Annotated in this window: 21 protein-coding genes and 1 pseudogene; 7 read left to right on the top strand and 15 right to left on the bottom strand. The window is 45.0% G+C overall.

The genetic code is table 11. The features are described 5' to 3' along the window. From ACERC8_RS05320 to ACERC8_RS05305, 4 genes are all read left to right on the top strand, one after another. Complete coding sequence (locus tag ACERC8_RS05320) at positions 1-984, top strand: hypothetical protein (protein ID WP_373658856.1); 984 nt, start codon at positions 1-3, stop codon at positions 982-984. A gap of 333 nt (positions 985-1,317) precedes the next feature. Beyond that, the gene (locus ACERC8_RS05315) at positions 1,318-1,560 is read left to right on the top strand and encodes an HNH endonuclease (protein ID WP_373658855.1); all 243 of its coding nucleotides are present in this window, start codon (positions 1,318-1,320) and stop codon (positions 1,558-1,560) included. Between the two features lie 470 nt (positions 1,561-2,030). Beyond that, positions 2,031-2,279 carry a CsbD family protein gene (locus ACERC8_RS05310; RefSeq protein ID WP_373658854.1) on the top strand — a complete coding sequence of 83 codons (249 nt, stop codon included), beginning with the start codon at positions 2,031-2,033 and terminating at the stop codon, positions 2,277-2,279. Positions 2,280-2,324: 45 nt separating this feature from the next. Then, the gene (locus ACERC8_RS05305; protein WP_373658853.1) at positions 2,325-3,089 is read left to right on the top strand and encodes an alpha/beta fold hydrolase; all 765 of its coding nucleotides are present in this window, start codon (positions 2,325-2,327) and stop codon (positions 3,087-3,089) included. Between the two features lie 79 nt (positions 3,090-3,168). On the opposite strand, the gene ACERC8_RS05300 is transcribed toward ACERC8_RS05305, so the two are convergent. From ACERC8_RS05300 to ACERC8_RS05285, 4 genes are all read right to left on the bottom strand, one after another. Then, entirely contained in the window at positions 3,169-3,792 is a 624-nt protein-coding gene (locus ACERC8_RS05300) for a DUF6287 domain-containing protein (protein ID WP_373658851.1), read from the bottom strand. Positions 3,793-3,817: 25 nt separating this feature from the next. Continuing rightward, positions 3,818-5,647 (bottom strand): SH3 domain-containing protein, encoded by a 1,830-nt coding sequence (locus tag ACERC8_RS05295; RefSeq protein WP_373658849.1) that lies wholly within the window; start codon positions 5,645-5,647, stop codon positions 3,818-3,820. A gap of 100 nt (positions 5,648-5,747) precedes the next feature. Then, entirely contained in the window at positions 5,748-6,047 is a 300-nt protein-coding gene (locus ACERC8_RS05290) for a hypothetical protein (protein ID WP_373658848.1), read from the bottom strand. Positions 6,048-6,143: 96 nt separating this feature from the next. Then, positions 6,144-7,034 carry an SPFH domain-containing protein gene (locus ACERC8_RS05285; RefSeq protein ID WP_373658847.1) on the bottom strand — a complete coding sequence of 297 codons (891 nt, stop codon included), beginning with the start codon at positions 7,032-7,034 and terminating at the stop codon, positions 6,144-6,146. A gap of 144 nt (positions 7,035-7,178) precedes the next feature. Here ACERC8_RS05285 and hslO point away from each other — a divergent pair, with 144 nt between their 5' ends. Together hslO and dusB are read left to right on the top strand one after the other, a co-directional pair. Continuing rightward, positions 7,179-8,051 carry an Hsp33 family molecular chaperone HslO gene (gene hslO / locus ACERC8_RS05280; protein WP_373658846.1) on the top strand — a complete coding sequence of 291 codons (873 nt, stop codon included), beginning with the start codon at positions 7,179-7,181 and terminating at the stop codon, positions 8,049-8,051. After that, positions 8,038-9,030 (top strand): tRNA dihydrouridine synthase DusB, encoded by a 993-nt coding sequence (gene dusB, locus ACERC8_RS05275; RefSeq protein WP_373658845.1) that lies wholly within the window; start codon positions 8,038-8,040, stop codon positions 9,028-9,030. The genes hslO and dusB overlap by 14 nt, the downstream gene beginning before the upstream one ends. A gap of 94 nt (positions 9,031-9,124) precedes the next feature. Here the strand turns inward: dusB and ACERC8_RS05270 are convergent, their stop codons facing one another. From ACERC8_RS05270 to ACERC8_RS05245, 6 genes are all read right to left on the bottom strand, one after another. Beyond that, a complete protein-coding gene (locus ACERC8_RS05270; RefSeq protein WP_373658844.1) occupies positions 9,125-9,961 on the bottom strand; it encodes a PrsW family glutamic-type intramembrane protease in 837 nt (278 codons plus the stop codon). 142 nt (positions 9,962-10,103) lie between these two features. Then, positions 10,104-12,548 carry an ATP-dependent Clp protease ATP-binding subunit gene (locus tag ACERC8_RS05265; protein ID WP_373658842.1) on the bottom strand — a complete coding sequence of 815 codons (2,445 nt, stop codon included), beginning with the start codon at positions 12,546-12,548 and terminating at the stop codon, positions 10,104-10,106. Positions 12,549-12,551: 3 nt separating this feature from the next. Then, positions 12,552-13,007, bottom strand: a complete 456-nt coding sequence (locus ACERC8_RS05260; RefSeq protein ID WP_018367710.1) for a CtsR family transcriptional regulator — start codon at positions 13,005-13,007, stop codon at positions 12,552-12,554. A gap of 443 nt (positions 13,008-13,450) precedes the next feature. Next, positions 13,451-14,089: a hemolysin III family protein gene (locus ACERC8_RS05255; protein ID WP_373658841.1), complete on the bottom strand. Its 639-nt coding sequence runs from the start codon at positions 14,087-14,089 to the stop codon at positions 13,451-13,453. A 128-nt stretch (positions 14,090-14,217) separates the two neighbouring features. After that, positions 14,218-15,609 (bottom strand): SLC13 family permease, encoded by a 1,392-nt coding sequence (locus tag ACERC8_RS05250; protein WP_373658840.1) that lies wholly within the window; start codon positions 15,607-15,609, stop codon positions 14,218-14,220. Further along, the gene (locus ACERC8_RS05245; protein WP_373658839.1) at positions 15,602-16,588 is read right to left on the bottom strand and encodes a hydroxyacid dehydrogenase; all 987 of its coding nucleotides are present in this window, start codon (positions 16,586-16,588) and stop codon (positions 15,602-15,604) included. The genes ACERC8_RS05250 and ACERC8_RS05245 overlap by 8 nt, the downstream gene beginning before the upstream one ends. A 220-nt stretch (positions 16,589-16,808) precedes the next feature. On the opposite strand from ACERC8_RS05245, the gene ACERC8_RS05240 reads away from it, so the two are divergent. Continuing rightward, positions 16,809-17,636, top strand: coding sequence for an exodeoxyribonuclease III (locus tag ACERC8_RS05240; RefSeq protein WP_373658838.1), 828 nt, complete (start codon positions 16,809-16,811; stop codon positions 17,634-17,636). A gap of 101 nt (positions 17,637-17,737) precedes the next feature. Here the strand turns inward: ACERC8_RS05240 and ACERC8_RS05235 are convergent, their stop codons facing one another. The 5 genes and pseudogenes from ACERC8_RS05235 to ACERC8_RS05215 all read right to left on the bottom strand — a co-directional run bounded on the left by ACERC8_RS05235 (position 17,738) and on the right by ACERC8_RS05215 (position 25,326). Then, positions 17,738-22,813 carry a discoidin domain-containing protein gene (locus ACERC8_RS05235; RefSeq protein WP_373658837.1) on the bottom strand — a complete coding sequence of 1,692 codons (5,076 nt, stop codon included), beginning with the start codon at positions 22,811-22,813 and terminating at the stop codon, positions 17,738-17,740. Positions 22,814-22,971: 158 nt separating this feature from the next. Then, on the bottom strand, positions 22,972-23,517 hold the full coding sequence (locus ACERC8_RS05230) for a class I SAM-dependent methyltransferase (protein ID WP_373658836.1): 546 nt from the start codon (positions 23,515-23,517) through the stop codon (positions 22,972-22,974). Between the two features lie 58 nt (positions 23,518-23,575). Next, a complete protein-coding gene (locus tag ACERC8_RS05225) occupies positions 23,576-24,559 on the bottom strand; it encodes a polysaccharide deacetylase family protein (protein WP_373658835.1) in 984 nt (327 codons plus the stop codon). A gap of 18 nt (positions 24,560-24,577) precedes the next feature. Then, positions 24,578-25,015: a hypothetical protein gene (locus ACERC8_RS05220; RefSeq protein WP_373658834.1), complete on the bottom strand. Its 438-nt coding sequence runs from the start codon at positions 25,013-25,015 to the stop codon at positions 24,578-24,580. Then, a pseudogene (locus tag ACERC8_RS05215) lies at positions 24,957-25,326 on the bottom strand (alpha/beta hydrolase). Before ACERC8_RS05215 ends, ACERC8_RS05220 begins: the two are co-directional and overlap by 59 nt. Positions 25,327-26,002: the final 676 nt, after the last annotated feature.

The following is a 26,002-nucleotide window of genomic DNA, read 5'->3' as shown; positions in this document are numbered from 1 at the left end:
ATGAACATTTTTAATTTATATAAACAGCCTAACGAAACAAAAGCATCGATTGAAGAAACGAAATTACTCGCTAGAGAACTTGAGTACGAGGCAAAACTCTATGGAACCCCCAAAAAAGTAGGTTATAAAAACAGTATAGATTTCGGCTTTATTTTGTTAGAGGTAGCTCCGAGATTAGCATCACTAAAAGGCGAAAGACAAAAGAAACAAGTTGAAACTAGAACAGCAGAATTGATGGATTTGTCAAGTGAAATGGAGCGTTTAATTGCTAATTTTCGTTACAAAATTCACCACCTCAATGGTGAAGATTATATTACTTCTCCTGAAAAACGCCGATTAAGTTCCGAATTAAGAAAACAAGTAGGCAAAGAAACAGATAAGATATCTGAAAATCTAGGTAAGAAGACAAAAGAGTGGTTGAAAGACATACGTCAATTACTGGAAGAACATTGCGACAAACTATCAAACTATTACCCAGAATCAGAAGTATCCATACTACATAAAGTATATGAAACTACAGATACTCTACTGTCATCTCTTGAATATTCTGAATACAAGCCAATTTTTAAAGAACATGGTATTCTGTCACTGAAGACCTGGCTGGATCGTATATACACTGCAGCGCCACCATTTGACAAAAGGAATATAGAGTATTACTCTAATTTAGGAGAACGAGAGAGTTATAGCCGCCTGATGCATCAGTTAAAAATTGAGGTAACAGGTAGAGAGAACTTTTATTACGAGGAGGGGTTACGGGCAGTAGAACAACAGGCACAAAAAGAAGGTTCAGACTCAACCAGCTACAAGGCAAGATACTATGAGCGTAAACGTCATGAAGAAGATCAAAAAGCTCTAAAACAACACTACTATGGTCATGACAAAGATAACATCAACGGACTTCCGTTTGAAGAATACGTCCAAAATAAAATTAAATCTATTTTTGACAGTACAGAAACGGTTATCACTTATGAACTGGATATGTAAAATTTAATATAAAAGAGGGAGGTTATCCCTCTTTTATATTAACCCAAAAGGAAACATATTGAAAAAGTGTTGCATTGTATTTTTAGAAAATCAAGTAGAAGCCTTGCAGGGACTAGCGTTATGAGCTATTTAGAAAAGGAAACAGAATGTAAGATATGTTGCATTTTTTAGATATAAAATAATGCTAAAAAAACCTGAAAAAACCAGCCTAAATAGCTTGAATTTTAGTATCATTTATTGCGCCTTTTTTCCCTTTTTGCGTGTTTAGTCTGTTAGAATGATAGTATGAAATAGTGAGCGAGCAGTTGCTTGCTCTTTTTTTATGGGGGTCGTATGAGAAAGACAAGGCTTAAGGCGCTAGAGCGTGACCATTTTCAGTGTGTTTGGTGTCGTAAAGATGGCATACTGACAACGAAACGGCTTGAGGCAGACCACATAGAGGAGCTAGACAAGCGACCAGATCTGGCATACAGCCTTGACAACCTGAGGACGCTGTGTCGCGACTGTCACAACAAGAGACATAATAGATATCAAAGAAAAAAAAGACAGTGGCAAGACGAGCGATTTGAGTGGTAAAACAAGCATAATTGACAGGATTGTCAAGATTGTGAGCCATATAACATCCCCCCCGGTCAAAGCAAATTCGGCGTTTTCTCAATGCGGAAAACCGGCGGATACTTTTCTGACCAAAAAGATGCCTTTTACGTGCATTAGGGGGGGAGGCTATTTACTCTTACTAAAATCTATCACTAAGTAAAGATAACGATTTAATATAAACTAGCACAGTTTACACCGTGCTAGTTTCTTGCCTGCTGAACTCGTTTTTTGTCTGGTTTTTTATTTTTTAGGAACGTTTTTCCTTGTGTGGCTTGCGTTTTGCGTGTCTGTTTTAGGAACTTTTTAAGAACTTTGGCTATTCTTTTATGACCTATAACTATATACCTAAATTTTAATAACCTTGATTTTATGCGGTTTATAGCCTATATCTTGCTTTATGATAAGACGTTTCTGATAGAATAGACCTATCAACTAAAGGAGGTTATCAAATGTTTGATAAATTAGATGCAAAATTAGACCAAGTGACTGGCTCAGCCAAAGAATTAGCTGGTAAGGTTCTTGGCGATAAAAAATTAGAAACAGAAGGCATTGTTGACAACCTTGTCGGCAAGGCTAAAGAAGTTGCAGCAGATGCTAAAAAAGGCTTAGAAGATGCTGTTGAGAAGTCTAAAGACTTGGCCAACGATGCCAAAGAGGCTGTCGAAGGTGCTGTTGAAAGCTTGAAAAACAAGCTTTAATCATAAAAAGAGCCGATAAAGGCTCTTTTTAATGGGGAATAGGATATGCAAGACATTGTTTTAATTCATGGCACATGGTGCTCTGGGAAGGTCTGGGGACGTTTTGCCACTCAACTAGAGCGGTTTGGATGTCGCGTCCACACGCCAAGCCTACGTTATCACGACCTACCTTATGACGAGGTTGCTGAAAAAGTTGGTGCTCTCAGTCTCCAAGATTATACAGATGATTTGGTTGACCTTGTCAACAGTTTAGAACAGCCACCCCTTTTACTGGGGCACTCCTTAGGTTGCTTACTCGCTCAGATGGTTGCCGAACGCACGCCTGTCGCTGGGATGATCCTGATGGGACCTGCTCCAACTGCAGATATTTTTTCGCTTTACCCGACGATGATTCGCTGTTTTATCAAGCATTTTCTGCGTTGGGGCTTTTGGAAAAAGGCCATGCCACCTTATAAGGATGAGTTCTTCCGCTACTGCCTCAATGCCCAAGACGACGCCATCAAGGAGGACTTGTTCAAGGATTTGGTACCGGAATCTGGTAAGGTCTATACTCAAATAGCCTTTCCTTTTCTGGATAATAGCCGAGCTGGTCGGGTAGACTTTCATAAAATCTCTTGTCCTGTACTTGTCATCACAGGTAGTGAGGACAAGATGACCGTCTCTGCTATTGCCCGAAAAACTGCTAAAAATCATAAAGACTCTGTACTCGTCTCCATCACGGGAGCTGACCACATGTACGAGTCCGGGAAATTCCAAAATCAGACACTTCGGGTAATCAAGCATTGGCTAACAGATAAAAACTTTATCTAAAATATCTAAAAAGCAGTTGGATACGATGTCCCACTGCTTTTATGTCGATGTCGTGATGATAGCATCTCAGGTCAAATCTTTATTGACGGAAAAAATGTTCCCCAGAATCAGCAGTCGTCGGCATGTGTCCCATTTCAAGATGGTCTTGGTCACTTACTTCACCAAGAATATTAGGAACACCTGCTGGAACGATTGATAAAACAATCCCTCCTTGACGCTCGCCGTTGTTATAGAAGCCAATGGAAGCACCTACACGCCCCGACTCATTAAGATTTTGTGATTCAATCAGATTATACTGATTAGGATCTGACTCTCCTTCTGTCTCAAAAATCAGTTTATCTCCTTCAATCACAACTGTTTTACCGTTGACATTTGCCCAAGTTCCTGCAATTGAGCTAAAGTCTCCAGCCACGATAGCATCCAGATTAAAGGTACTGGTTGTTGCAGTTGAAGACGCCGTTTCAGAAGTTTTTGAAGAACCCGTTTCAGCAGTGGTTGAACCAGTGTCAGTAGCTTTAGAGGTGACCTCAGTCGCTTGTGAGGTGGTCGATTTTTCTTTTGAAGATAACTGACTCGTTTTTGTGACACTTGATGAGGCTGTGGTGGTGGTTGCTTCTTTTTTACCGCAGGCTGTCAAGGTTGCAACGCTGGTTAGAAGACCTAATAGTAGGACGGTTTTTGAAATTTTTGCTACTTTAGACATGAGTGTCATCCTTTCCATAAATAATTTAGTTAATTGGGATATAGCGTCGAACCCCGCTTCGACTGATATAGCTCAGCCATTGGCGCCCTTCCGCCGTCAACGTACGGTCATAGTTAACCGTTTCTCCTGCATAGTAGTGATCAATAGTTGCCGAAGCTAGGCTTGGCTGGTTTTTAATCGGCTGAGTTGTGGTAAAGCGATAGGTGCCACTGGATGGCAAGCTTGGAGCTGGTGCAACTTTTTCAACAACTGTTGTTGTGCCACCCACACCTTTTAATTGCCCATCTGCTTGCTGGTAATAGAGATGAATATGATAAGTGCCTGTGTCAGACTTGTGCTGGCTATTTTTCACAGAAACCTTATAGGTGTTATTCCCTTGAGCTTGTGCGACATACCAGATGATATCGTCCTGTCCGTTCTTATCTGACCAGATCGGCACTTTGACTTCTTTGATGCCTTGAGAATGATTGACATTGGTAATCAGAACATCAAAATCACCGGTTTGATTGTTTTTATTTTGAACGTTAATAGTCCCTGTCGTGATAACAGGTGCCAAATCACGAATGGCAACGTAACTACGGCTACCTTTATAGTTGAGGTAACTAATCCACAGTTTCTGGTCGCTCTCAACCAATTTATCATAGTTGGCTTTTTCACCAACCTCGTAGAAATCCAAATCCGCCGCTGCCTGTTTTGGTTCACTCTTGACACCTGAACGCTGGGTAAAGGTGTAGGTGCCCTGAGCTGGCAAGTTATGTGAGGCCTGAGGTGCTGCTGGTGCTGGGGTTGATGGTGTATTGGTTTTTGAGGTTACATCCTTAAAATGGATATAGCCTGTAAAACTGCTTTTGTGAACAGTACGGCTATTGTAGGCATAACGTTTACCGTAGTTATATTCTTCTACAGTGACCATGTCACCATTGACCGCAGCAACCCAGGCAACATGCCCGTAGCCCCAGTTATCAGGTGCAGCAGCTGACCAGGCAACCGCGCCTAAAACAGGAGACTCGTCAACACGATAACCTTCTGATCTTGCCCGATTTCCCCAGGCCTCAGCATTGCCATAAGCGCGTGGTAGTTCAAATTTATTGACCGCACTGAGGCGATGAGCAACAAAGGAAGTGCAATTGCGCACATACATGCCCCAATCATCAATGTTGCTATCTGGATCTAAGTTCTTCCATTTTGCTGGGTAGGTATCACCTAGGGCGCCAGCTGCTCTGGTTGATGTTCGAAAAGCGGTGCGACTAGACGGCGTCAGACTCGGCTGAACGGTTTGTCTTGCTGGAGCTGGTTTAGGCTGTTGGTCTGGAGTTTGCTGTTGCTCAGTCACTGGAACTGTTGGTGCTACCGTTTCGGTTGGTTTCGACAATTCCTTCTTGTGGTCTATCGTCTCAACCGTTTTGTCAATAGCAGAGCTCAGCTCTTTTGGATTGGCCACTGTTCCACTCGTTTTTAACGTAGCAACTTCTGCTACGCTAGCTGCTGCGTCAGTTTCTAGTGACTGGGTTGATGGGGTAACTACTGGGGTCTGATATTCAGACCTTTCTTTGGTATCCTGCTGATTCGTCACAACTAGCCCATCTTTTTTGACCTCTTCAAGAGTTGTTTGTGGTGAGTCATTCGTCGCAGACCCAGCTGACGCAATATCTAAACCAGCTACAGGCTCCGACTGGTCAGTGGTAGCCTCTCCGATTTGAACAAGGCTTATTGTTGCCGAATTGGCTGATGAGGAAAGCTCATCAGCTGAAACATGAGCTGCTCCTAAAAAGGTTAAGCTAGCAACCAAAACCGAGCAAGCACCTACAGCATACTTGCGGATAGCAAAGCGATTAAGTTGAGAATGTGTGAACATGTCATCTCCTTTTATTGATTTTTTCTGTTGACACCTAACTATTCGTAAAAGGCCGTTAAAAAAATCAATGTTAAGGAAATTTTTTAGTTCTAGTTTTAACTTAACTTAATAGACTCACCACCCCTCTGTAGAGCCAAAGACCGCCATAGACGAGTACCCCAGAGAGGATATTGGTCAAAATGATCAAGCCTAACAGGCTTAACAAACGTTGCCAGAGAGGCTGAGTTTTCCCTGCTTGGCGTTTACGATAACTGGCATAGAGGCCTGCAAAGATGATGAGGTGCAATAGCAACATACCCAGCAATCCCCACCAGCCCAAAACAAAGGCAGAACCAAAAATGAACATCACATACCAGTACCACAAGGGGCTATTAGGTTGTGAGAGAATTGGCTCAAGCATAGAAACCTCCTGTTTTCTTAGTTACTGACGATTTTAGCGCTCTGCTATTTCCCAAAACATCAAGATAAAAAATATGGACTACTGTTCAGACAAACATTATTTCGCTTTCAGTGCTGATAAAATCTGTGTCCGAATGTCATCAATCCCTTGAGGTGTGCTCGGTAGAAAAATGGTCTGGCTACCAGAACTAGCAAAAGTATTGAGCGTGTCCAGATATTGGTTGGTCAAGAGAATAGACATAATCTGCTCCTCAGTCAAACTGATGTTAGCATCTTTGAGTTCTTGAATAGAATCTGCCAAACCGTCCACGATAGCCTTACGTTGCTCAGCAATACCGACCCCGTGTAGGCGATCTTTTTCAGCCTCTGCCTCAGCAGCAGTTACGATTTTAATCTTGTCTGCATTGGCAAGCTCCTGAGCGGCCACACGTTTACGTTGGGCAGCATTGATTTCGTTCATGGACTGCTTAACTTCGGCATCTGGCTCAACCTTGGTAATTAGGGTTTTGACGATGATGTAGCCGTAGCTGGACATTTCCTCAGCCACCTGATGTTGCACTTCAAGGGCGATTTCGTCTTTTTTCTCAAAGAGTTCGTCCAAGGTTAATTTCGGTACAGAAGAACGCAGGGCATCCTCGATATAGGACTTGATTTGTTCCTCTGGTCGCATGAGTTTATAGTAGGCGTCCATCACGTTTTGTTCATCAACGCGGTACTGGGTCGCGACATTCATGGTCACAAACACGTTGTCGTTGGTCTTGGTTTCCACCACCATATCGTTTTGCAAGACACGCAACTGGATGCGGGCAGCGATATTGTCAATACCAAAGGGTAAACGCAGGTGAATACCTGACGTTGCTGTTTTTTGGTATTTACCAAAGCGCTCGATGATAACCACCGTCTGCTGGCGCACCACATAAAGGGTGCTAGCGATAATCCCTATCACAAAAAATAGGAATAAGATGAGAAAAATGAGTTGAAATGGCATCAAACTGTCCTCCTTTTCATTAGTTATGATGATAGATTTAGTATACGCTTTTTAACAAAAATTTGCAAGTAAAAACCGGTTGCCAGTGTTTAGATGAAGTGTCTCTATGTGGCAAAATAACCAAGGTATGCTATAATAGTCCTTATGGATAAATTGATAAAAACAATCGCAGAAAACGGGGCTTTCCGAGCTTATGTCTTGGACGCCACCGAAACCGTTAGAGCTGCTCAAACCGCTCACCAAACCATGTCATCGTCCACTGTTGCCTTAGGGCGTGCCTTGATTGCTAACCTCATTCTAGCAGCCAACCAAAAAGGAGACAGCAAGGTGACCCTTAAAGTCATCGGTGATAGTTCTTTTGGTCACATCATCTCCGTTGCGGACACCAAGGGGACAGGCAAGGGCTACATTCAAAATCGCGGAGTGGATATTAAAAAGACCTCTACTGGCGAGGTCTTGGTCGGACCTTTCATGGGACAGGGGCATTTCATCGTCATCACTGATTATGGGACAGGCAACCCTTATACCTCAACAACACCACTCATCACAGGTGAAATTGGTGAAGATTTTGCCTACTACCTGACAGAAAGTGAGCAGACCCCATCTGCTGTCGGTCTCAACGTCCTCTTGGACGATAAGGACCAGGTGAAGGTCGCAGGAGGGTTCATGCTCCAAGTCCTGCCTGGTGCCAAGGAAGTTGACATCGCCCGCTTTGAAAAACGCCTGCAAGAGATGCCAGCCATCTCCACCCTCCTCAGTAGTAGCCAACCACTCGATGCTCTGCTATCCGCCATTTATGGCGACGACCCCTATAAACGCCTAAGCGAGGAGCCGATTGCCTTTGCTTGCGATTGCTCTCGCGAGCGCTTCGAGGGGGTGTTGATGACTCTTTCGACCAGCGATTTAAGGGACATGGCAGAGCAGGATCACGGTGCAGAGATTGTCTGTCAGTTCTGCCAGACCACCTACTCCTTTACTGAAAATGACCTAGAAAGATTGATTAATGAGCAAACTTAATTCCTCTTTTATGATTGGGAACGTTGAGATTCCCCACCGTACTGTTTTAGCCCCCATGGCAGGGGTAACCAACTCCGCTTTCCGCACCATCGCTAAGGAGTTTGGTGCAGGGCTAGTGGTCATGGAGATGGTCTCTGATAAAGGGATTCTCTACAACAATGCCAAAACCCTGCACATGCTCCACATTGATGAGAATGAGCACCCCATGTCTATCCAAGTCTTCGGTAGTGATGGGGATAGTCTCGCTCGAGCAGCTGAGTTTTTACAAAAACACACCAAAGCAGATATGTTAGACATCAACATGGGCTGCCCTGTCAACAAAATCGTGAAAAATGAAGCAGGAGCCATCTGGCTCAAAGACCCCGAGAAGATTTACTCTGTCATCAGTACGGTTAAAAAAGCAATTGACATCCCACTGACGGTCAAAATGCGGACAGGCTGGGCAGATAGTTCTCTAGCGGTTGAAAATGCCCTTGCAGCTGAGTCTGCTGGTGTGTCAGCCCTCGCCATGCACGGTCGAACCCGTAAGCAGATGTACACCGGAACCTGCGACCATGAGACCCTGGCTCGGGTAGCCAAGGCCATCACCAAAGTTCCCTTTATCGGTAATGGTGATATTCGCTCCGTTGATGAAGCTAAGTTTATGATTGACGAGGTCGGTGCAGATGCAGTGATGATTGGTCGTGGCGCTCTAAATAACCCTTACCTCTTCACCCAGATTAACCATTATTTCGAGACTGGTGAGGTCTTGCCTGATTTACCTTTTGCGAAAAAACTGGGCATTGCCTATGAGCACCTCAAGCGTTTGGTGGCGCTCAAGGGAGAAAAGGTGGCGGTTCGCGAATTTCGAGGTCTCGCCCCTTACTACCTCCGTGGCACATCTGGCGCCGCCAAAATCCGAGGTAGCGTCGCTAAGGCAGAAACCTTAGAACAAGTTGAAACACTGTTTGCAACTATTGATGGGTTTGCTACGGAGTGATGTCACTGGCTTAACCAACAAGATTTGAACAGTAAAAGAGGCTGACATTGACGTCAGCCTTTTTGATTATTCACAAATTATTGTTCCTATGGCCTTAGAAGAGACCAAAAAGTGATGGGCTTTGCTTTTTCGGAGAAAGACTACTTTTCCACCCCTCAGCTTGTTTTCGCGTTGTCCACAACAATGCCCAACCTAGAAGAACAAAGATGACTAGTAACCATTTATGCTCGTCTGTAAATGGATTATTTCCAAAAGCATGGAGCAAGCTTGGACCGATGACCCACAGATAAGGCAGAACCGAACGCCGAGAAGCTTTGTCAAAAATCAATGTAGCCACACCCAAAGTCATCACAGCAGTTAACAACCAGTGAGAAGCGTAAGCCATATCCAGACGGGAGATTGCCTGACTGATTGGTGAACCTGATTTTTCCACAAAAGTTCCTATAAAATAAGTATGGTCCTCTAACAGTTGGAAACCGAGTCCAACGCCCAACCCTGTTACCAACCACGACACCCGATGGCGCAACGAAAACAGGACAATAACAAGCAGGGCTACGCCCATTTTCAGCGTTTCTTCAACAATTGGCGGAGCAATACTTGCTGCCCAAGCATCTAATACGGTATTGTTGCCTAAAAGCTGCTTAAGCACCGCAATCAATTGAAAATTGAGTAATCCTGACAGGGGACCAATTGCTCCTGCACCTACCAAGATAGCAATCGGCAAAATCCAAGCGGGCTGATGATGTTTTTTCAAATAATGCCTTGCCAAAACTATCAAAGGCAGGGCATAGGCAATGAATAGAATCCCCCATGCGCTAAGGAGTTGAACAATCTGCGACCCGTTTAACCCAATACTGATAACAATAAATGCTTCATAGACCAGCCCAAGACCAACAATCAGCAGCAAAAAAATGCTCAATAGTTTTTTCATGATGTTCCTCCGTTTTATGTTTTTGTATTGTCATTGTAAGGCAATCGTCTTAAAGAAACCTTAATGGCCTTCATGACACCAACAACTCATCACGACAATCAAAAAAGAACAGCTACCTGTATAATAAGTAGCTGTTCTCTTTTTATGCCGTCACTATAAATTTTAGTTTCTCGTTTGTGTAGCTAATTTTGAGCGTATTGCCTGCAACTAGGTCACCTGACAAGAGGAGTTCTGCCAACTTGTCCTCCACCTTGGTTTGCAAGGTTCGACGCAAGGGACGAGCACCCAATGTGGCATCATAACCCGCAGTCGCCAAGTGCGACAGGGCTGATTTCTGGATTTTGAGTGTTATCCCCTGTTCTGCCAGATGGTTAACGAGTGGTTTTACCATAATCTTGACGATGGCTTGCATATCATCTTCGGTTAAGCTGTGGAAGACCAGTTGCTCATCAATCCGATTGAGAAATTCTGGGCGATAAGCTTTTTTCACTTCTTCAGCAATCCGCTGTGCCATGGCGTGATGGTTATGTGCCATTGATTTTGCCCCAAAACCAACTGTCTTATCGTCACGCAAAGCTGTCGCTCCGAGGTTTGAAGTCATAATGATTAAGGTATTTGAAAAATCAACTTTTCGTCCCTTAGTATCGGTTAGCTGACCATCATCCAAAATCTGTAGGAACATGTTGAACACATCTGGGTGTGCTTTTTCAATTTCGTCAAAGAGAAGGACAGCATAGGGCTTGTTGCGTACCTTTTCAGTCAATTCACCGCCTTCATCATAACCGACGTAGCCAGGAGGCGCACCGTTTAGGCGACTAGCTGCAAATTTCTCCATGTACTCGCTCATGTCAAAACGAATCAGAGCCTGCTCATCATCAAACAGAACTTCAGCCAAGGCCTTGGCAAGCTCAGTCTTGCCGACACCAGTTGGACCGAGGAACATAAAGGAGCCAATTGGGCGTTTGCCAAGCCTAATCCCTGACTGATTGCGACGGATAGCACGGCTGATCGCTGATACGGCTTCATCTTGACCGATCACGCGCTTATGCAACTCTTGCTCTAACTGCAAGTATTTCTGGCTATCCGCCTGTGTCATCTTGCTAACAGGGATCCCAGATAGTTTGCTGAGGGTCAGCAGAATATCTTCTGTCGTGACCTGAGTAGGGCGTACTGGCTCTTTGACCTCAGCTAAGGCTGCCTTCAACTGCTTAAAGTCACCTGCTATAAGGGCTTCATCAGCCACAGACAAAAGGGGCTGTTCCTCTTGCTGGACCATCTGCTGCACCATAGCACTCGCTTCATCTAACAAATCAATGGCTGAATCAGGGAGCTGCTTGCTGGTTAAATACCGCTTCGCATATTTCACAGCAGTCTCCAGAGCTTCATCACTGATTGTTACACGGTGATAGCGCTCATAACTCTCACGGATTCCTTTGAGAATAGCCAAGCTATCAGCCAAACTAGGCTCATCAACAATAATTTTCGCAAAACGGCGTGCAATAGCGGCATCCTTTTCAATGTGTTTTTGGTACTCATTGAGTGTCGTTGCCCCAACCAAATGCAGAGTGCCACGAGATAGAGCAGGTTTCAAAATGTTAGCGGTATCAAGTGTGCTGTCAATGCCTGAACCTGACCCCATAATGGTATGCAGCTCATCAATGAAGAGAATAATATCGCCTGCTGTCTCAATTTCCTCAATGATTTTTTCCATTCGCTCCTCAAAATCACCACGAAAACGAGTGCCAGCAATAACACTCATCATATCAAGCTCCAGCACACGTTTACCCAGTAGCTCATAAGGTACTTCTCCGTGGACAATCCGCTGCGCTAAACCGTAAGCAAGAGCTGTCTTTCCGACACCTGCTTCTCCCACCAAAACAGGATTATTTTTGGTCTTTCTGCTCAGCACCTTAATCATTCGAGTGATTTCCTCATCACGACAGATGATTGGGTCAAGGTTCCCACGTCTAACCTCCTCAGTCAAATCTCGGGTGTAATCTTCCAAATCCCCGACAGGAGTTGTCATGGCTCCGCCCATCATATGAAACTGGCTCATCTTAGCTTTACGCCCATGCTTGAGGTCGTAAATCTCTTTCACTTGGTCCTTGGTCAGTCCAGAATGACCTGCTAAAACATTTCTAAGGGCTGATAGGCGTAAACCAGATGTCTTGCTATTTCCAGAAACAAAGCCAACAGCCTCTAAAATTTGGTAGGGCAAGAGGTCTTTGTTAAGCAACATGGCAAATAGCAGGTGCTGACTACCGATTTCCTTATCATTAACCAAGGTAGCAATTTGTTCCGCATCTTGAAAAAGAAGGCGACTGCCTTTGGATAAGGGCAATAGGTGTTTGGCACTTTTGGGGCGTCTCAATTCAGGTTGTTTCTCTAAAACATGTAGGGCCACGGCTTCAAATTCCTTATAGGAAACAACGTCGTCAAATTCTGCGAACGCTAAACTTGCTACAGAATCAGGAATCACCACCATGGCTAACAATAAATGCCAACTTTCAATAGACTGGCTCTTATACCGTGTTGCCTGATATTGGGCAAAATCAAGAATTTCCTTTAATTTTAATGAGTAATCCATAACCTATCCTTTTCTATCTAAGCGTTGGAGCAGACGGCGCAACATTTCTGCGCGTAGACGTGGTCCTTCAGTGCCTAACAGGTCGTCTGTTGCTAAACTGAGAACAAGCTGGCCTTCTCGTCGTGTGATGAGGTTTTCATCACTTAAATAGTCCAACAACTCAGCAAAAATCTGCTCACTGAGCTGGTCTCCAATGCTTTCCATTAAATTGCAGAGCAAATGGTGCTGGTCTGAGAAGGTCAGCCGCGCAATCCGAATATAACCTCCGCCGCCTCGCTTACTTTCGACCAAGTATCCTCGACTCTCCGTAAAGCGTGTTTTAAGAACATAGTTGATCTGACTAGGCACCACGCGGAAGGTATCCGCTATATGGGAACGCTTGATTTCAGCCATTCCTGTTCTCTCTAAAATTTCTTTTATGTATTCTTCAATATGATCCGATGTGTTTTTTAGTGGCATGCCAACACCCTTTCTTTGGAAATCAGGTGCTTCATGTAAGACCTGATTTCATCTGACTATCTTTGACCATTATACCATAGAATGACCGATTTGCGCCACCACAAGCTACAAACTGCATCAGATAAGGCTTTTCAACTGCTATCGAAACCACTTTAGTCTATTTTAGCACACGAATGGAGTAATAAATTTTTCGATAGACAAGATGAGTTTACGACCTTTGGACAAGGGCTTCCTAAAAAATACCAACTGCGTTTAGAACACGCAAAAAGCCCTCTGGATTGCTCCCGAAGGGCTATAGACCACCAAGTCGTCAGTACCAACCCAAAAAGTCGTGTAAAGCTTCTTCTAGTGATGGAAAAAGGCGCAAGCTGAGGTAGCAAAAAAGGCAAAGTAACGTTAGCAATAGAACTCGTTTTTTCACATTATCATCCTTTCACATGAGTTTATAGGTAGCCCACAATAGCAATGATATGGCAGATAGAGGCGGCGTTAATAAAGAGGTGCCAAATCAGATGATGGTAGGGCATATTTTTCTTACTGTAAAAATACGCCCCTATCGTGTACATCAGGCCACCTGCGACGATCAAGCTGAGAAAGACCGCGTTAGTTGCACGGATAATCTGAGGTAGAAAGAAGACTGCTTGCCAGCCCATGACCAAATAAATGATAAGGCTGAGTTTTGGAATGCGATTTTTGCCTAACACCTTATACAAAATCCCACCGATGACCAAAAACCACTGTAACCCCACCATGAGCCAGCTCTGCCATTTCTCCAAAGCCATCAAAAGGACTGGGGTGTAGGAGCCTGCAATGGCGATAAAAATGCTGGAATGATCGAGGATGCGGAAAACTCGTTTGTGTGGCGAGTCGTAGGCCATGCTGTGGTAGAGGGTCGAGGAGAGAAACATGAGGCTGAGAGCAACGATAAAAACACTGGCACCAAAAGCTAAGGTGACGCCTCCTTTGAGGTAGGTATGAACGGCCACCCAAGGCGATAAGCCCAAAAGCAGTAAAAACATGACACCATGGCTAATAGCATTAGCCAGCTCCTCACCGAACGTCAGGCGTTGCGATAAATTCATACGACCTCCTCTTTATTGTGTTCATTTTATTTTACCATAATAGCTGAGCAAAGAGAGAATTTTACTATCAGCTGGGACATTTATGGTAACTATGTTAAAAAGTTAGACCGGAGCCTAACTTTTATGTCTTATATCAAGCCGATCATCTGCCAGTAGGGAAGGCTGATGAGCAGACCTAAGATATTTAAAATCATATAAACAACAGAGGTTACCATGGCGTGTTTGTTGAGAGCCATCTTATTATTAACAGCGGCTGACGTTGTCAAGTAAGGTGGGTTCATGTAAGGCAAGAACCAGATGTTGATACTTGTCGCTACGATAAAGACCAGAATAACTGGATTGTAAGACAAACCCTCAAAGAATGGAATGAGGATTAAGAGGAAAATGGTACTTGAAGTAATCAAAGACACCAAGATAAACTTAGCCGCATAGATAATCAAGGCTAAGACAACGACTGTTAGGAAGGGATTGTCCAAGAGCGGTGTAATCACACCACTCAAGTTAACCTTGAGCCATTCGCTGACACCGACCAAGCCAAGTACCGTTCCTAAACTCATCGCTGTTCCGATAAAAATTGCCACATCCCAGCCAATTGAATTTTTAAATTCGGCAGGTTTCATGACGCCAAACCCAACGAGAACGCTCAAGCTGATAATAGCTGAAATAGAAGCTGAAATCCCAAGTTGACGTTCCAACACCCAGAAAATCAAGGTGATAGCTAGCACAATTGCAGTGATTTTCTCCTCACGGCTCATCGGTCCCAAATCAGCAATTTGCTTAAGGATTGTCTCCTTGGACATGGTTTGCTCATTTTTGGGTTTATAAAGGAATTGTAGGGCAAAATAACCGCCAACCATGCTCACAAGAGCCCATGGAATAGCCACCTTGAACCAGTCAGCCCAAGCCAACTGAGCTTGAACATTTTCTGGCAATAAGCCTTTGATGGCGTAGTTAATCGACGTTGCACTAAGGAAAACCGCTCCTGATACCAAGAAGCCCCAGACCATGGACATGAAAATCCCTGCACTCTGATCACTGCCTTCTTCATAGCCGAGAGATTCACTGATACTGCGAGAGATTGGGGCTGCAATGGCTCCCTTGGCATTGGTTGATGGAATAGCTGGTGCTACTGCAGTTCCAGCCACAAAGAGTGCCAAACTTTGACCGCCATAGTTTAGCGGGAAAAACCGCATGATGTTCAAGGCCACCCGCTTAACCAGACCTGTTTTCGTTGCCACAGAGCCAATGCCTAGACCTCCGATAACAATCCACCAGGCTGAACTTGAAAAAACACCAAAAGCTTCATTGAACTGAACAATACCAAGACCTGCCCAGAGGGAAATCATGATGAGACCTGTTGCAAAGTTTGGAATCAAGTCTGCAATCCAAAAGACATTGGCCGTCACAACCGTTCCTAAAACCAACATAGCTTCCCTGCTCAACCCTTCTGGAGCTGGTAAAAAGACGACCAGAATTCCTGCTAAAATTCCTAAGATACCTGTTATTAATTTCTTATTCATACGTTCCTCCTATTACTTCTGGGTTAACAGCTGACGCTGGAATAGTCCCGTTAAAGAAGTCGATGACATTTTGTACAGCTCCAAAGGAAAGAGCTTCCGTCGCTTCTACTGTTGTCCCTGCAATGTGGGAAGTGAGAAGTACGTTCGGTGCTGTTAAAATAGGGTTATCTGGCAGTGGCGGTTCAACTTCAAACACGTCCAAAGCAGCACCGGCGATTTCGCCATCTTCTAAAGCCTTAGCAAGGGCAATTTCGTTGACAATGCCGCCACGTCCAGCGTTGATGAGGTAAGCAGTCTCTTTCATCCAACCCAGCTCTTTGGTACTGATAAAGTCGTGCGTTTCAGGTGTCAGAGGCATGCAGATGGAGATAAAATCAGCTTCTTTATAAAGGGTTTTTAAATCCGTTGAAATCTCAATATCGGCTTCCTTGACAAATGGGTCGTAAGCCACAATTGACATCCCTAGAGCCTGTGCAATCTTGCTCAACTCACGTCCGATAGCTCCGTAACCTAAAATCACCAAGCGTTTACCACGGATTTCAGAACCATTGAGACCGTAGGTATTAGCCAGACCAATCAGCGATACGCCATCGCCAGTCATCTTACCTGCACGGAAATGCTGATCAGACTTATAAATCCGACGAGACAATGCCAAAATCATGGTCAGGTGGTATTCTGCCACTGAGTAGGCATTGGCACCATTAACCTTGGCAACCAAAACACCCTGCTGATTAGCACTGGCCAGGTCAATATTGTTGATTCCCGTCGCATGACGAGAAATGAGCTTGAGTTGCTTACTAGCTTCAATAACGCTTGCAGGCATGGGACTAGATCGCAGAATAACTGCATCGGCATCGACAATCTGTTCAGCCATTGTCACAATATCTGTTGCTGGTGAGGTTACCACTTCGAATCCCTTATCAACAAGCAACTGCTCAGCTTTAGAACTAATTGGTTCACTTAACAAAATTTTCGTCATTTGAAACTCCTTTTCATCTTTTTTACAAAATAATTATATCACAAACACAACTGTTAAGCGACCGCTTTCTCAATCATGGAAAAATTATGACATCAGGTTAACAACTACTAGAATTTCTTGTTTTTATGATAAACACAACAACTGTAAGCAGGCGTTATGCTCATTTTTTTATTTTTTTGATATAATAGAAAGGAACTTCTAATTTAGAAAAGGACATTTCATGAAACTGATTTCTTGGAACATTGATTCCCTCAACGCCGCCCTGACATCTGACAGCCCACGGGCTCTGCTGTCTCGAGCGGTGATAGACACGCTCGTCGCTGAAAATGCTGATATCATCGCTATTCAGGAGACCAAATTATCCGACAAGGGACCGACCAAAAAACACTTAGAGGTCCTTGAAAGCTATTTCCCAGACCATGCCATCGTCTGGCGTTCTTCTTGCGAACCAGCTCGTAAGGGGTACGCAGGGACCATGTTTCTCTACCGCAAGGACTTAAATCCAGTCGTGACCTACCCAGAAATTGGCTCACCAACCACCATGGACAGCGAAGGGCGCATCATCACCCTTGAGTTTGATGACTGTTTTGTCACGCAAGTCTACACCCCAAATGCTGGCGATGGTCTCCGTCGCCTGGCTGACCGCCAAATCTGGGACGAAAGATACGCTGACTACCTCGCTAAGCTGGATGCTATCAAACCCGTCCTTGCCACAGGGGATTACAATGTTGCCCACAAGGAAATCGACCTTGCCAACCCCGCCAGCAACCGCCAGTCACCCGGCTTTACTGATGAAGAGCGTGCTGGCTTTACCAATCTGCTGGCAACAGGTTTCACAGATACCTTCCGCCACCTCCACGGTGATGTGACAGGCGCCTACACTTGGTGGGCACAGCGCAGCCGCACCAGCAAAATCAACAACACAGGCTGGAGAATCGACTACTGGCTTGTCAGCAACCGCATCGCTGGCAAGGTCACTAAGTCTGATATGATTGACTCTGGTACTCGCCAAGACCACACTCCAATTGTCATGGAGATTAAGTGGTAAAGTAGCAACACCATCAACACCCCTCAGCAATAAGGCTGAAGGGTGTTTTGTTCTTTAGTCTGCACTAGGCAACGGTGCAAGTCATCCTTGATATTTCTTACCTACTTTGTACCGCGACGTCTGACGCTCAGTAGTCCGAGTGCCGCAAGCATACCGCCAGCACCTAAAACGAGTAAAGCGGGAAAATCACTGGTTTCTGCTTGAGTTGCTGACGCTTTAGGAGAGGAATTTGCGCTCTTCATTTTCTTAGATTCTGTAGTTATTGGATTTTTGGCACGTTCACTCGCTTGGTGATTTTGAGTAATTGCTTGCGCTGTTTCTACATTCCTTGACTGTGGGAAAGCAGCTGATATTTGACTATTTTCATCACTTTTTGTAGCAAATTCTCCAGACAGAGAGAGACTGCTTGTCAGATTATGTTCTGATGGCCTTGTTCTATCAGCATTCATCAAGCGCTGAGCTATGCCAACATTAAGTAAAGCAGCACCATCTGACGAATCTGGAGTAGGAGTTTCAGCATGTTCACTTGAACCGTCTAAATCAGAGCCATCGTCTACCGAGTCAGCTGGCGCATTAGTTGATTCGCCTGCGCTACCTGAATCAGTTCCACTTTCCGATGAATCTTCTGGTGAAGTCGGGGCAGACATATCAGGAGAATCTGGTGCTGGAGTTTCAGTTTGTTCGCCTGCATCCTCTGAACCAGAACCGTTGTCCACCGAGTTAGCTGGCGTATCAGCTGATTCACTTGCGCTATCTGAACCAGCACCACTGTCCGATGAATCTTCTGGTGAGGTCGGAGCGGACACGTCAGGTGTATCAGCACCATCTGACGAATCTGGTGCTGGAGTTTCATCTTGTTTGCCTGCATCCTCTGGGGTCTCAGGGGCTACTGTTGAATCGTCATCTTCTGCTGTACGGTCTTTCAACTTCTCCACCAAGGCCAAGGCGTCGCTAACGTCCTGAACAGTCGCAAACTTATTGGCGAGCACATTTGTTGCATACAACCAAGTATCGTTTTCAATCGTAATTTCTTTAGTGGCTAATAGCTGAGCTAAGGCTGATTTATCAACTGTTCGTGGTTGATAAACTCTGAATTCCTTGATACCTACTTCGTTAGTGCCAGGTTTTCTGGTGACAGATGCAAACTTCACATAACGAGCTTTCTGAGGTCCAAGGTCAAGCGTGACCATTGTCGTCGTGTTTTGGGTAACTTGCTTAACGTCCCTAAAATTAGTCATGTCATCTGACACGGCGATGTTAAAGGCAGTTGCCGCTCTAGAAGCATCAAATACTACCTGTACAGTATCAAAATCAGTTTGTTCACCTAAATCAACGATAAAGTAATCATGGTCATGATTCGATGACTGCCAGCGCCCTTCTGGACCGTCTGTGTCACCATCGGTCAAGCGACCACGATGGTAAGGTTTGATGTGCTGGTTCCAAAAAGCTGACTGATGACGGTAATCATAGACAGGCTTGTGCAAGGCAACATTGACCCGTTCCAGATGTTCATTGCCAACTTCAGTTGCTTCCTGAGTTCGATTATAAACCGTGATAGTTTTGATGTAACCCTCAAATCCCTTGCCGATTTCCTTGATTGGGAGGTTAAATGAGGTTCTAAAGTTCCCACGCGTGCCTAGAGGCAACCCTTCTGTATGACTAAAAGAGGCAATCTGCTCATCGTTCAAGTAAACATTGAGCACTTCTCTGGTCCCTGTTAAGGTCAGTTTGTAGACCTTACCGCTCTCCAGTTTTGGTGCGATGTGTTGTGAATAAAAATAGCGATTAAGATTGAAACCTTCAGCAACTTCACCTGCTTGTGTTCGACCTTTGGCGTTGAGGAACAAAGCCCCATCTTCTGATAAAAGCAAACTCCCCTTGTCAACATTAGTCGGTTTAAAGGTCATCTCAAGGGTGTAAGGCAAGCCCAAGGTCTGCACATCAGTCACCAGATGATTGTCTCCGTCAAATTTTAGCCATTTTTCGCCATCAAGTTCAACGATAGCCGTCCGACCTTCAGAGCGAATCCCCAAGCCGTTGGTTGACAAATCACTGACCTGATTATCCTGAGCATAGGTCGCATCAATATTTAACAGAACTTCTGTCTTTGTCTGGTAAGGCAGGTAATTGTTGCGGAGGCGTGTGGCTTCAAGGGCTTTCTGATACTCCAAAAAACTCCGAGGTGATTTCCCATTCCAAGTCTTAAAACCAATCATAGCGAGAGATTTTTCCAAACGGTAGTATAAATCGCTCTCCTCAATCCCTTCAGCATGTTCATCGCCCCACATCGCTCCCTTGGCTCCTAAAAGTAAGGGCTCGCCCTCCAATGCCTGGCGCTGGTGACTGGCAACATCCAAATTAAACACGTAAGGCTTCCAGTGGTCGAACACATACTGCTCGTTGATGATGTCTTTATGATTACGCCCGGGTGTGACATAGGTGAAGGGCTGTGGCACATTGACCACTCTAAAACCTTCATTGATACGGTCAACACTCACTGATTCGTACTGAGCCCACTCATCAAAGATAATGTCTTTGGAGACTGGGGTATTTCCTTGGAAAATGCTCAACGCTCCCCAAGTTCTGAGTGTTTTACCATGCTCTCTTGCTAATTCATTCAGCTCATTTAGATAGGTTCTAAAGGCTTCTTTATTACCGTTTTTTTGCCAATATTCATCAACACCGAGATGAATATGGTCATAGGTAAAAATACCTGCATCCAGATAACTGTTCAATAATTCTCGCACAAAACGCTTAGCGCGAGCCGTTTCTTCCGGATACACTTGTTCGTTAATGGCTAGCGCTTCTAAATCATTCGGGTGGTGAATGGGTTGACCAAGATAATCAATCTGGTCAGGATTGTTCAAGGCATAGAGTGAATACACCGCCGAATGCCCTGGTGTGTCGAACTCCACCAGTGTGTTGATCCCAGCTACGCCATTTTGAGCTTGGAATTTCTTGAATTCCTCCAAAGAATAGGCAGGATTGCCATAGGTATCACGGTAAAAATCGTACTCTCCCTCATAACGGTCATGCTTAAACGCTGACTTGTTAAGGCTTGGAAATGCGGTAGATTCCAAGCGATGGGCAGCTTCCGTCTTAGCCCATGCTTCAGCACTTGAGCGCGACCCATCCGGCCACTGGTTATCATTGATATGCAGGTGCAATTCATTGAGTTTATACCAGCGAAAGAGGTGGGAAACTTCCTCTAAAAAGTCCTGTCGCATGGGAATCCGAGCCACATCAAGCAACATGCCACGGATGGCATAATTAGGATAATCGCGATAAACACCCTTGGTCAAGTGCCCTTGCGCCTGTAACATCTGAGCAAGGGTCACGGCGGCATAGTTGAAAGCCTTGGCGTCTTTGGCAAAAACGTCAACCTTGTCCCCAATCCGCATCAAGTAGCCCTCGTCTTTTAGGTCATACTCATCCGTAAGTGTGAAACTAATTGTCGCCTGGTCTGCTGGTGCTGAAGACAATTGGTAGCCCAGAATCGTTTGCAGGTCCTTATTAAACAAGGCTGCCTGCTTAGCCAAGCCATCAGCGACATATAAGGTTGATTGTTCGTCTAGGGTCAGAATCCCTTCGCCAGGTAAAAACTCCTGAATGTCCAAAGCTAGCAAAGGCTTAGCATTTGTTCCTGTCACTGTTTCTTGATGGCTAGCAGGGATATGAATGGTCTTATTCATTTTAGATGGGATGACCAACTCACCCGTCGTTTGATGCCTAGCAGCGACAACCATGACCACGTCCATATCATTGAGGCGGTAGGTAGCCAAACGTCCTTGGTTATCCACGACATATTGATTAGCAGAGCCGATAACCTCATAGCTATACTCGTCATCGGTATCTGCCCCAACCAGCACCACACGCCCATCACGAACAATCAGATGAGCTGCTTCTAGCTTGGTGACAGGATCAACAGGTTCTTTAGCGTCTTCTGCCAACCAACCATTGACGCGGATATCCTTGACCGACACCGAATTGCCACCAGCATGGTGATTGATCCGATTGAACTGGAAACGAAGATAGCGATTGACCGCTAAAGGTTGCTCAAATACTAGGCGGTCTGTCAAATCGGCAGCCGTAGCACTGGCAGCTAGATTGGTCGACCGATGAAGCTCTCTAAAGCTCCCCTCTTGACCTGTGGCAGAGGTGAGGAGACTATAGTCTGTCGCATAAACCTTACGAAAAAAATCAATTTCTATAGCAGCTAGCTTGCCATCTGATCCTAAATCAAGCTGTAGCCATTGAGGTGTCTGCATATCGTCTGGACGGTTAGATTGCTTCATCGGCAAGCCTGCCCAACGTGTACTAGCATCCCCATCAAACGCCTGCTCAGGTGACGTGTTCGTCCCTGCCTCCACTCCCGATGCGGTTACTGGACGGTTTAGGGCAATAGCTGTCGCTGGTTTTTCTGGTTCAGTGGTGCTATTAGCAAGCAAGTAACCGTTAAGACGAATATCTTTGACCGAAACAGCATAGCCACTGGCTCCTGCATTCACACGATTGAAACGGATACGGACATGGCGATCGAGGTCTTGTGGTGTTTCTAGAGTAAAGTAATCACTCTGATCTGCAGGACCGTAGTCAGCCAGAGCAGTCCGATGCACGACCTGCCGCCAATCAGCCTCCTGCGCATCCGACTGGCTTGCTGTTAAAACCTCATAATCAGTTGAATAAACGAGACGATAGAAATCAACACGCCCTGAGATCAACTTAGCTTTCTGCCCCAAATCAATCTGCACCCACTGCGGAGTCTGTGGGTCAGTTGCTGAACTCCCCTGTTCTTTCATCTTAGGTGCAGCATAACGTGTCTCAGGATTGTGGTCAAAAGCATAATCGTGGGAAAAACGCTCCAGATCATTCAAATCAACACCTGAACTCATGACCTGCCCTTGTTTATGGTGAATTAAATCTTCAACAAGAGGTTCTCCCTCCTCCAAATTAGCTAGTCGCGTCGATGTTGACAGAGAGGGTTCAGCTAGTTGATTATACTCATCAACTGCTACGGCTCCTAAATTAGTTGTGGTTTCACTGGTCGCTTGCTCTTGAGCAAAGGCAGTGTTGACCCCCAGCAAGAAAGAGCCGATCAGTATAGAACCTGTCCCGACAGCTAATTTTCTGATACCATAACGCTGCCGTTCATCAAATAACCGATGTTTAGCTTTCATCTCACACTTGCTCCTTTTGATGATAATATAGATATTGTAAACGTATACACCATTATTATAAAGCTTACCAAGCAAAAAGTCAACTGATTATATATTGAATTTCCCAACAAAAAACATGCCTACTCTATCAAGTGGCATGTCCTCTATCGTTGATAGCCTCACTTCAGGCGGTCAATCATGACTAAAAAGGGCGGATGATTTTTTTGATTCAGCGGTTGGTAAAGCATAGCGGTAAACACCGTCTGATCTAACTGCTTAACAAAGGCAAGAACACTGTCTTTTTCCATCTCCCCACCCTCGTGACCGTAGTAAATCATTATCGATACTCTACCTCCAACCTCTAGGCGGTCAAGAATTTTTCCCAAAGCACTAATCGTTGTTTCAGGTTGTGTAATAACTGACTTGTCCGCACTAGGTAGATAGCCTAGATTGAAAATAGCTGCCCTCAAGCTGGTTACGTATTGGTCAACTTGCTCATGGCCTGCATGGATAAGGCGTACATTGGTCAAGCCAAGACTAGCCAAGCGCTCTTGAGTCTTGACTAAGGCTAACTCCTGCACATCAAAGGCATAGACCTGACCAGCCAAACCAGCCAGAAAAGCAGTATCATTACCATTACCCATAGTAGCGTCAACTGCTACCGCATCCTTATCTAAAACCTCTGCTAAAAATTCGTGCGACAGATGAATTGGTCGTTGGATCATTTTTTCCTCCAAATACATTGAACTATCGATTCATTTTACCTTATTTTTAGCTAATCTTCTAGTGGTTTAACAAAAAATCCAAAAACTCCTCAAAACTGTGGCTCTGCAAAAGACTTATCCGTGGTAATTGATAGGGATCAGACAGTTTTGATGAGGGAATGCCTGTTTGACCAGTGAAGACCAAATCTGTTTGTAAGGACTTAGCAACAGTCAGGGTATCTGCATTGTGATTGCCATAAGGAGTGGCGATGGTGGTGATGTCCTGTTTCAGGAAATCTTTAAGCCTGTTTTTAGCTGTTATAAGTTCCTGCTCTTGGTCTAATAGGCTTAACTGGCTGAGGCGTGGGTGACTTTTGGTATGGTTTTGGATAGCAAAGCCTGCTTGTTCAATATCTAGCAGTTGCTCTTTGGTTAGGTAGTTTGGTTTATCCACCCAATCACTGACGGCAAAGAGGGTCGCTGTTTGTTCATTTGCAGTGAGGATAGGCAAGACATTGTCATAAAAGTCTGCGGTGATGTCATCAAAGGTTAGTAAAATGGGTTTATCTGGTGCGGGTTGATTGCCTAACAAGATGTTCTTGTAGTCTGCTAGACTCAGCGTCGTGTAGCCTTCTTTTTTGAGGTGGGTCATTTGTGCCTCAAAGAGCGATAGAGGATACTCAAAAGGATCATCTGCAGCTGGTTGTTCAACAACCTTGTGGTAGACCAAGACAGGGATTTTTGTCTGACCGATAGGGCTGGTCATTTGGGTCTTAACAGCTAGTCCATCAAGAACAACCTCGGTGACGTCATTCATCGGGCTATGGTCTTTATAAGGTCTGCCGAGGGCAAATAGTCCAAGAGCTAAAATGGTCAGCGACAAAAGAGTCAGGCTTTTCGTCCAAAATGGGTGATAGACCTGATAGAGAGAAACGACACCGAGTAGGCTCAAACCTGTCAAGCTCCACCAAGGGTGCTCGGTCAACAGAGCAGCAGTTAGTAGCAGGAGGAAGACGATAAGGATTGCTAAGGTTTGTAAAGCTGGTGAGAGATATTTTTTCATGTGAGTTGTCCTTTCAGATTAGTTGCTTAAGACCTTGTCCAAAAAGGCTAAATGCTTGGCATAGACCTCTTGAGCGTAAGGGTTTTTAATGTCCAGCTCAAAGATGTGGTGGAGTTCGATGTCTTTTTTGTCGTAAAACTGGCTCTCAACCCTCACTCCAAGTGCCTTCAAGCGGTCAACCAGCGCCAAATTGTCAGTGGTGAAACTGCCTGTGTTGCCATCGCTGATAAAGCTGGCTGGAAAGTTGGCATCCACATGCTTAACGATTGAGGCTTCTTCGGCAATAGCTGCCTGCTCCACATCCAGCACTTGGAAGTGGGAACGGGCAAGTGGTTGAATGAACCAATCAAAGATTGCCCAACCAGTCTCTAAGCCCACTTGAATATCTGACCAAGAGCTAGCACCAATATAGGCTTTGGGAATGAGTTTTGGGCGTAAAGCCAATGGCTTTGGCATAGTCTTTATTCGTCAAGACAAGTGCTAACTGTCCTGCCAGTTGCCCACCAGCCGAATCGCCTGACAAGATGATGCTATCGGGATCAATACTATAGGTGGCCGCCTGTGCGACGACATCAGCCAGTGCTTGGTCGACTTGTGTGAGACCGTCAGGGTAGTGAGAGCTGGTAGTTGATATTGACCACGTTGTAGCCATCCTTGACATAGCGAAAGAGGTAATTCTCACGGTTCCACTTGTCGCCAGTAGCGTAGCCGCCGCCGTGGATGTAGACCAGCGTTACCTTAGCTTGTGGTGTGGTGTAAATGTCCATGGTGTTGTTGGGCAGATGAGATGGATAGGTTAGGTTGGAGTAGTTGATTCTGCCCTTTGATAGCTTTTCGGTGCGCTGGAGGTCGGCTTCTTTTGGGGGTGTTTTTTCGCTGAACAATAGCGGAGCTTGGCGGGTCATGACGTCTGGGTTGATGACATTGTAGGTTAAAAAGAGGTGACCAACTACAAGACCTAGTAGAGCAAGGCTAGCTAAACCACGTCTGACCTTGCCCCAAACGGTTTGAGGAGCTCTGCCATTTTTCAAAAGATGAGAGAGGACAAGGCTCAGGCCTGTCACGCCTGTCAAGGTCGCTGCCAGCATGGCGAGAGGGTAGCGGTCGCTCCACCAATCGATGACTAGAGCAAGGGAACTTGCCAGGCTGAATCCTTTTTGCCAGAGGGCTTGGCTACGCAGGAAGCGGTAGGTGAGGAGGGCTAGCAGGAATGGAACGATAGTCGCAGGCTGGTGGAAAAGGACATACAGCCCGAGGCTGAGGGTGAGGATGAGGCTGTCGATGAGGTAAAGATAGTTCATAAGAGCGTCCTTTCTAGTTTTGACTGTACAAATGTACCACCGATATGGTAGAATAACAAGAAAAAGCCTGAAAAGGCACCCCTTTTCTGTACAATTTTTATAAAGTGTTTTTGTTAAGCGATAACTCGCTTAACCATAGGTG

It is taken from the genome of Streptococcus sp. E29BA, from assembly GCF_041807805.1.
Lineage (GTDB): Bacteria > Bacillota > Bacilli > Lactobacillales > Streptococcaceae > Streptococcus > Streptococcus entericus.
This window is presented reverse-complemented; position numbering and strand designations above follow the sequence as displayed.

Coding starts and splice junctions, on each gene's coding strand:
- ACERC8_RS05320 (WP_373658856.1), top strand. CDS start 1: ATGAACATTTTTAATTTATATAAACAGCCTAACGAAACAAAAGCATCG.
- ACERC8_RS05315 (WP_373658855.1), top strand. CDS start 1,318: ATGAGAAAGACAAGGCTTAAGGCGCTAGAGCGTGACCATTTTCAGTGT.
- ACERC8_RS05310 (WP_373658854.1), top strand. CDS start 2,031: ATGTTTGATAAATTAGATGCAAAATTAGACCAAGTGACTGGCTCAGCC.
- ACERC8_RS05305 (WP_373658853.1), top strand. CDS start 2,325: ATGCAAGACATTGTTTTAATTCATGGCACATGGTGCTCTGGGAAGGTC.
- ACERC8_RS05300 (WP_373658851.1), bottom strand. CDS start 3,792: ATGTCTAAAGTAGCAAAAATTTCAAAAACCGTCCTACTATTAGGTCTT.
- ACERC8_RS05295 (WP_373658849.1), bottom strand. CDS start 5,647: ATGTTCACACATTCTCAACTTAATCGCTTTGCTATCCGCAAGTATGCT.
- ACERC8_RS05290 (WP_373658848.1), bottom strand. CDS start 6,047: ATGCTTGAGCCAATTCTCTCACAACCTAATAGCCCCTTGTGGTACTGG.
- ACERC8_RS05285 (WP_373658847.1), bottom strand. CDS start 7,034: ATGCCATTTCAACTCATTTTTCTCATCTTATTCCTATTTTTTGTGATA.
- hslO (WP_373658846.1), top strand. CDS start 7,179: ATGGATAAATTGATAAAAACAATCGCAGAAAACGGGGCTTTCCGAGCT.
- dusB (WP_373658845.1), top strand. CDS start 8,038: ATGAGCAAACTTAATTCCTCTTTTATGATTGGGAACGTTGAGATTCCC.
- ACERC8_RS05270 (WP_373658844.1), bottom strand. CDS start 9,961: ATGAAAAAACTATTGAGCATTTTTTTGCTGCTGATTGTTGGTCTTGGG.
- ACERC8_RS05265 (WP_373658842.1), bottom strand. CDS start 12,548: ATGGATTACTCATTAAAATTAAAGGAAATTCTTGATTTTGCCCAATAT.
- ACERC8_RS05260 (WP_018367710.1), bottom strand. CDS start 13,007: ATGCCACTAAAAAACACATCGGATCATATTGAAGAATACATAAAAGAA.
- ACERC8_RS05255 (WP_373658841.1), bottom strand. CDS start 14,089: ATGAATTTATCGCAACGCCTGACGTTCGGTGAGGAGCTGGCTAATGCT.
- ACERC8_RS05250 (WP_373658840.1), bottom strand. CDS start 15,609: ATGAATAAGAAATTAATAACAGGTATCTTAGGAATTTTAGCAGGAATT.
- ACERC8_RS05245 (WP_373658839.1), bottom strand. CDS start 16,588: ATGACGAAAATTTTGTTAAGTGAACCAATTAGTTCTAAAGCTGAGCAG.
- ACERC8_RS05240 (WP_373658838.1), top strand. CDS start 16,809: ATGAAACTGATTTCTTGGAACATTGATTCCCTCAACGCCGCCCTGACA.
- ACERC8_RS05235 (WP_373658837.1), bottom strand. CDS start 22,813: ATGAAAGCTAAACATCGGTTATTTGATGAACGGCAGCGTTATGGTATC.
- ACERC8_RS05230 (WP_373658836.1), bottom strand. CDS start 23,517: ATGATCCAACGACCAATTCATCTGTCGCACGAATTTTTAGCAGAGGTT.
- ACERC8_RS05225 (WP_373658835.1), bottom strand. CDS start 24,559: ATGAAAAAATATCTCTCACCAGCTTTACAAACCTTAGCAATCCTTATC.
- ACERC8_RS05220 (WP_373658834.1), bottom strand. CDS start 25,015: ATGCCAAAGCCATTGGCTTTACGCCCAAAACTCATTCCCAAAGCCTAT.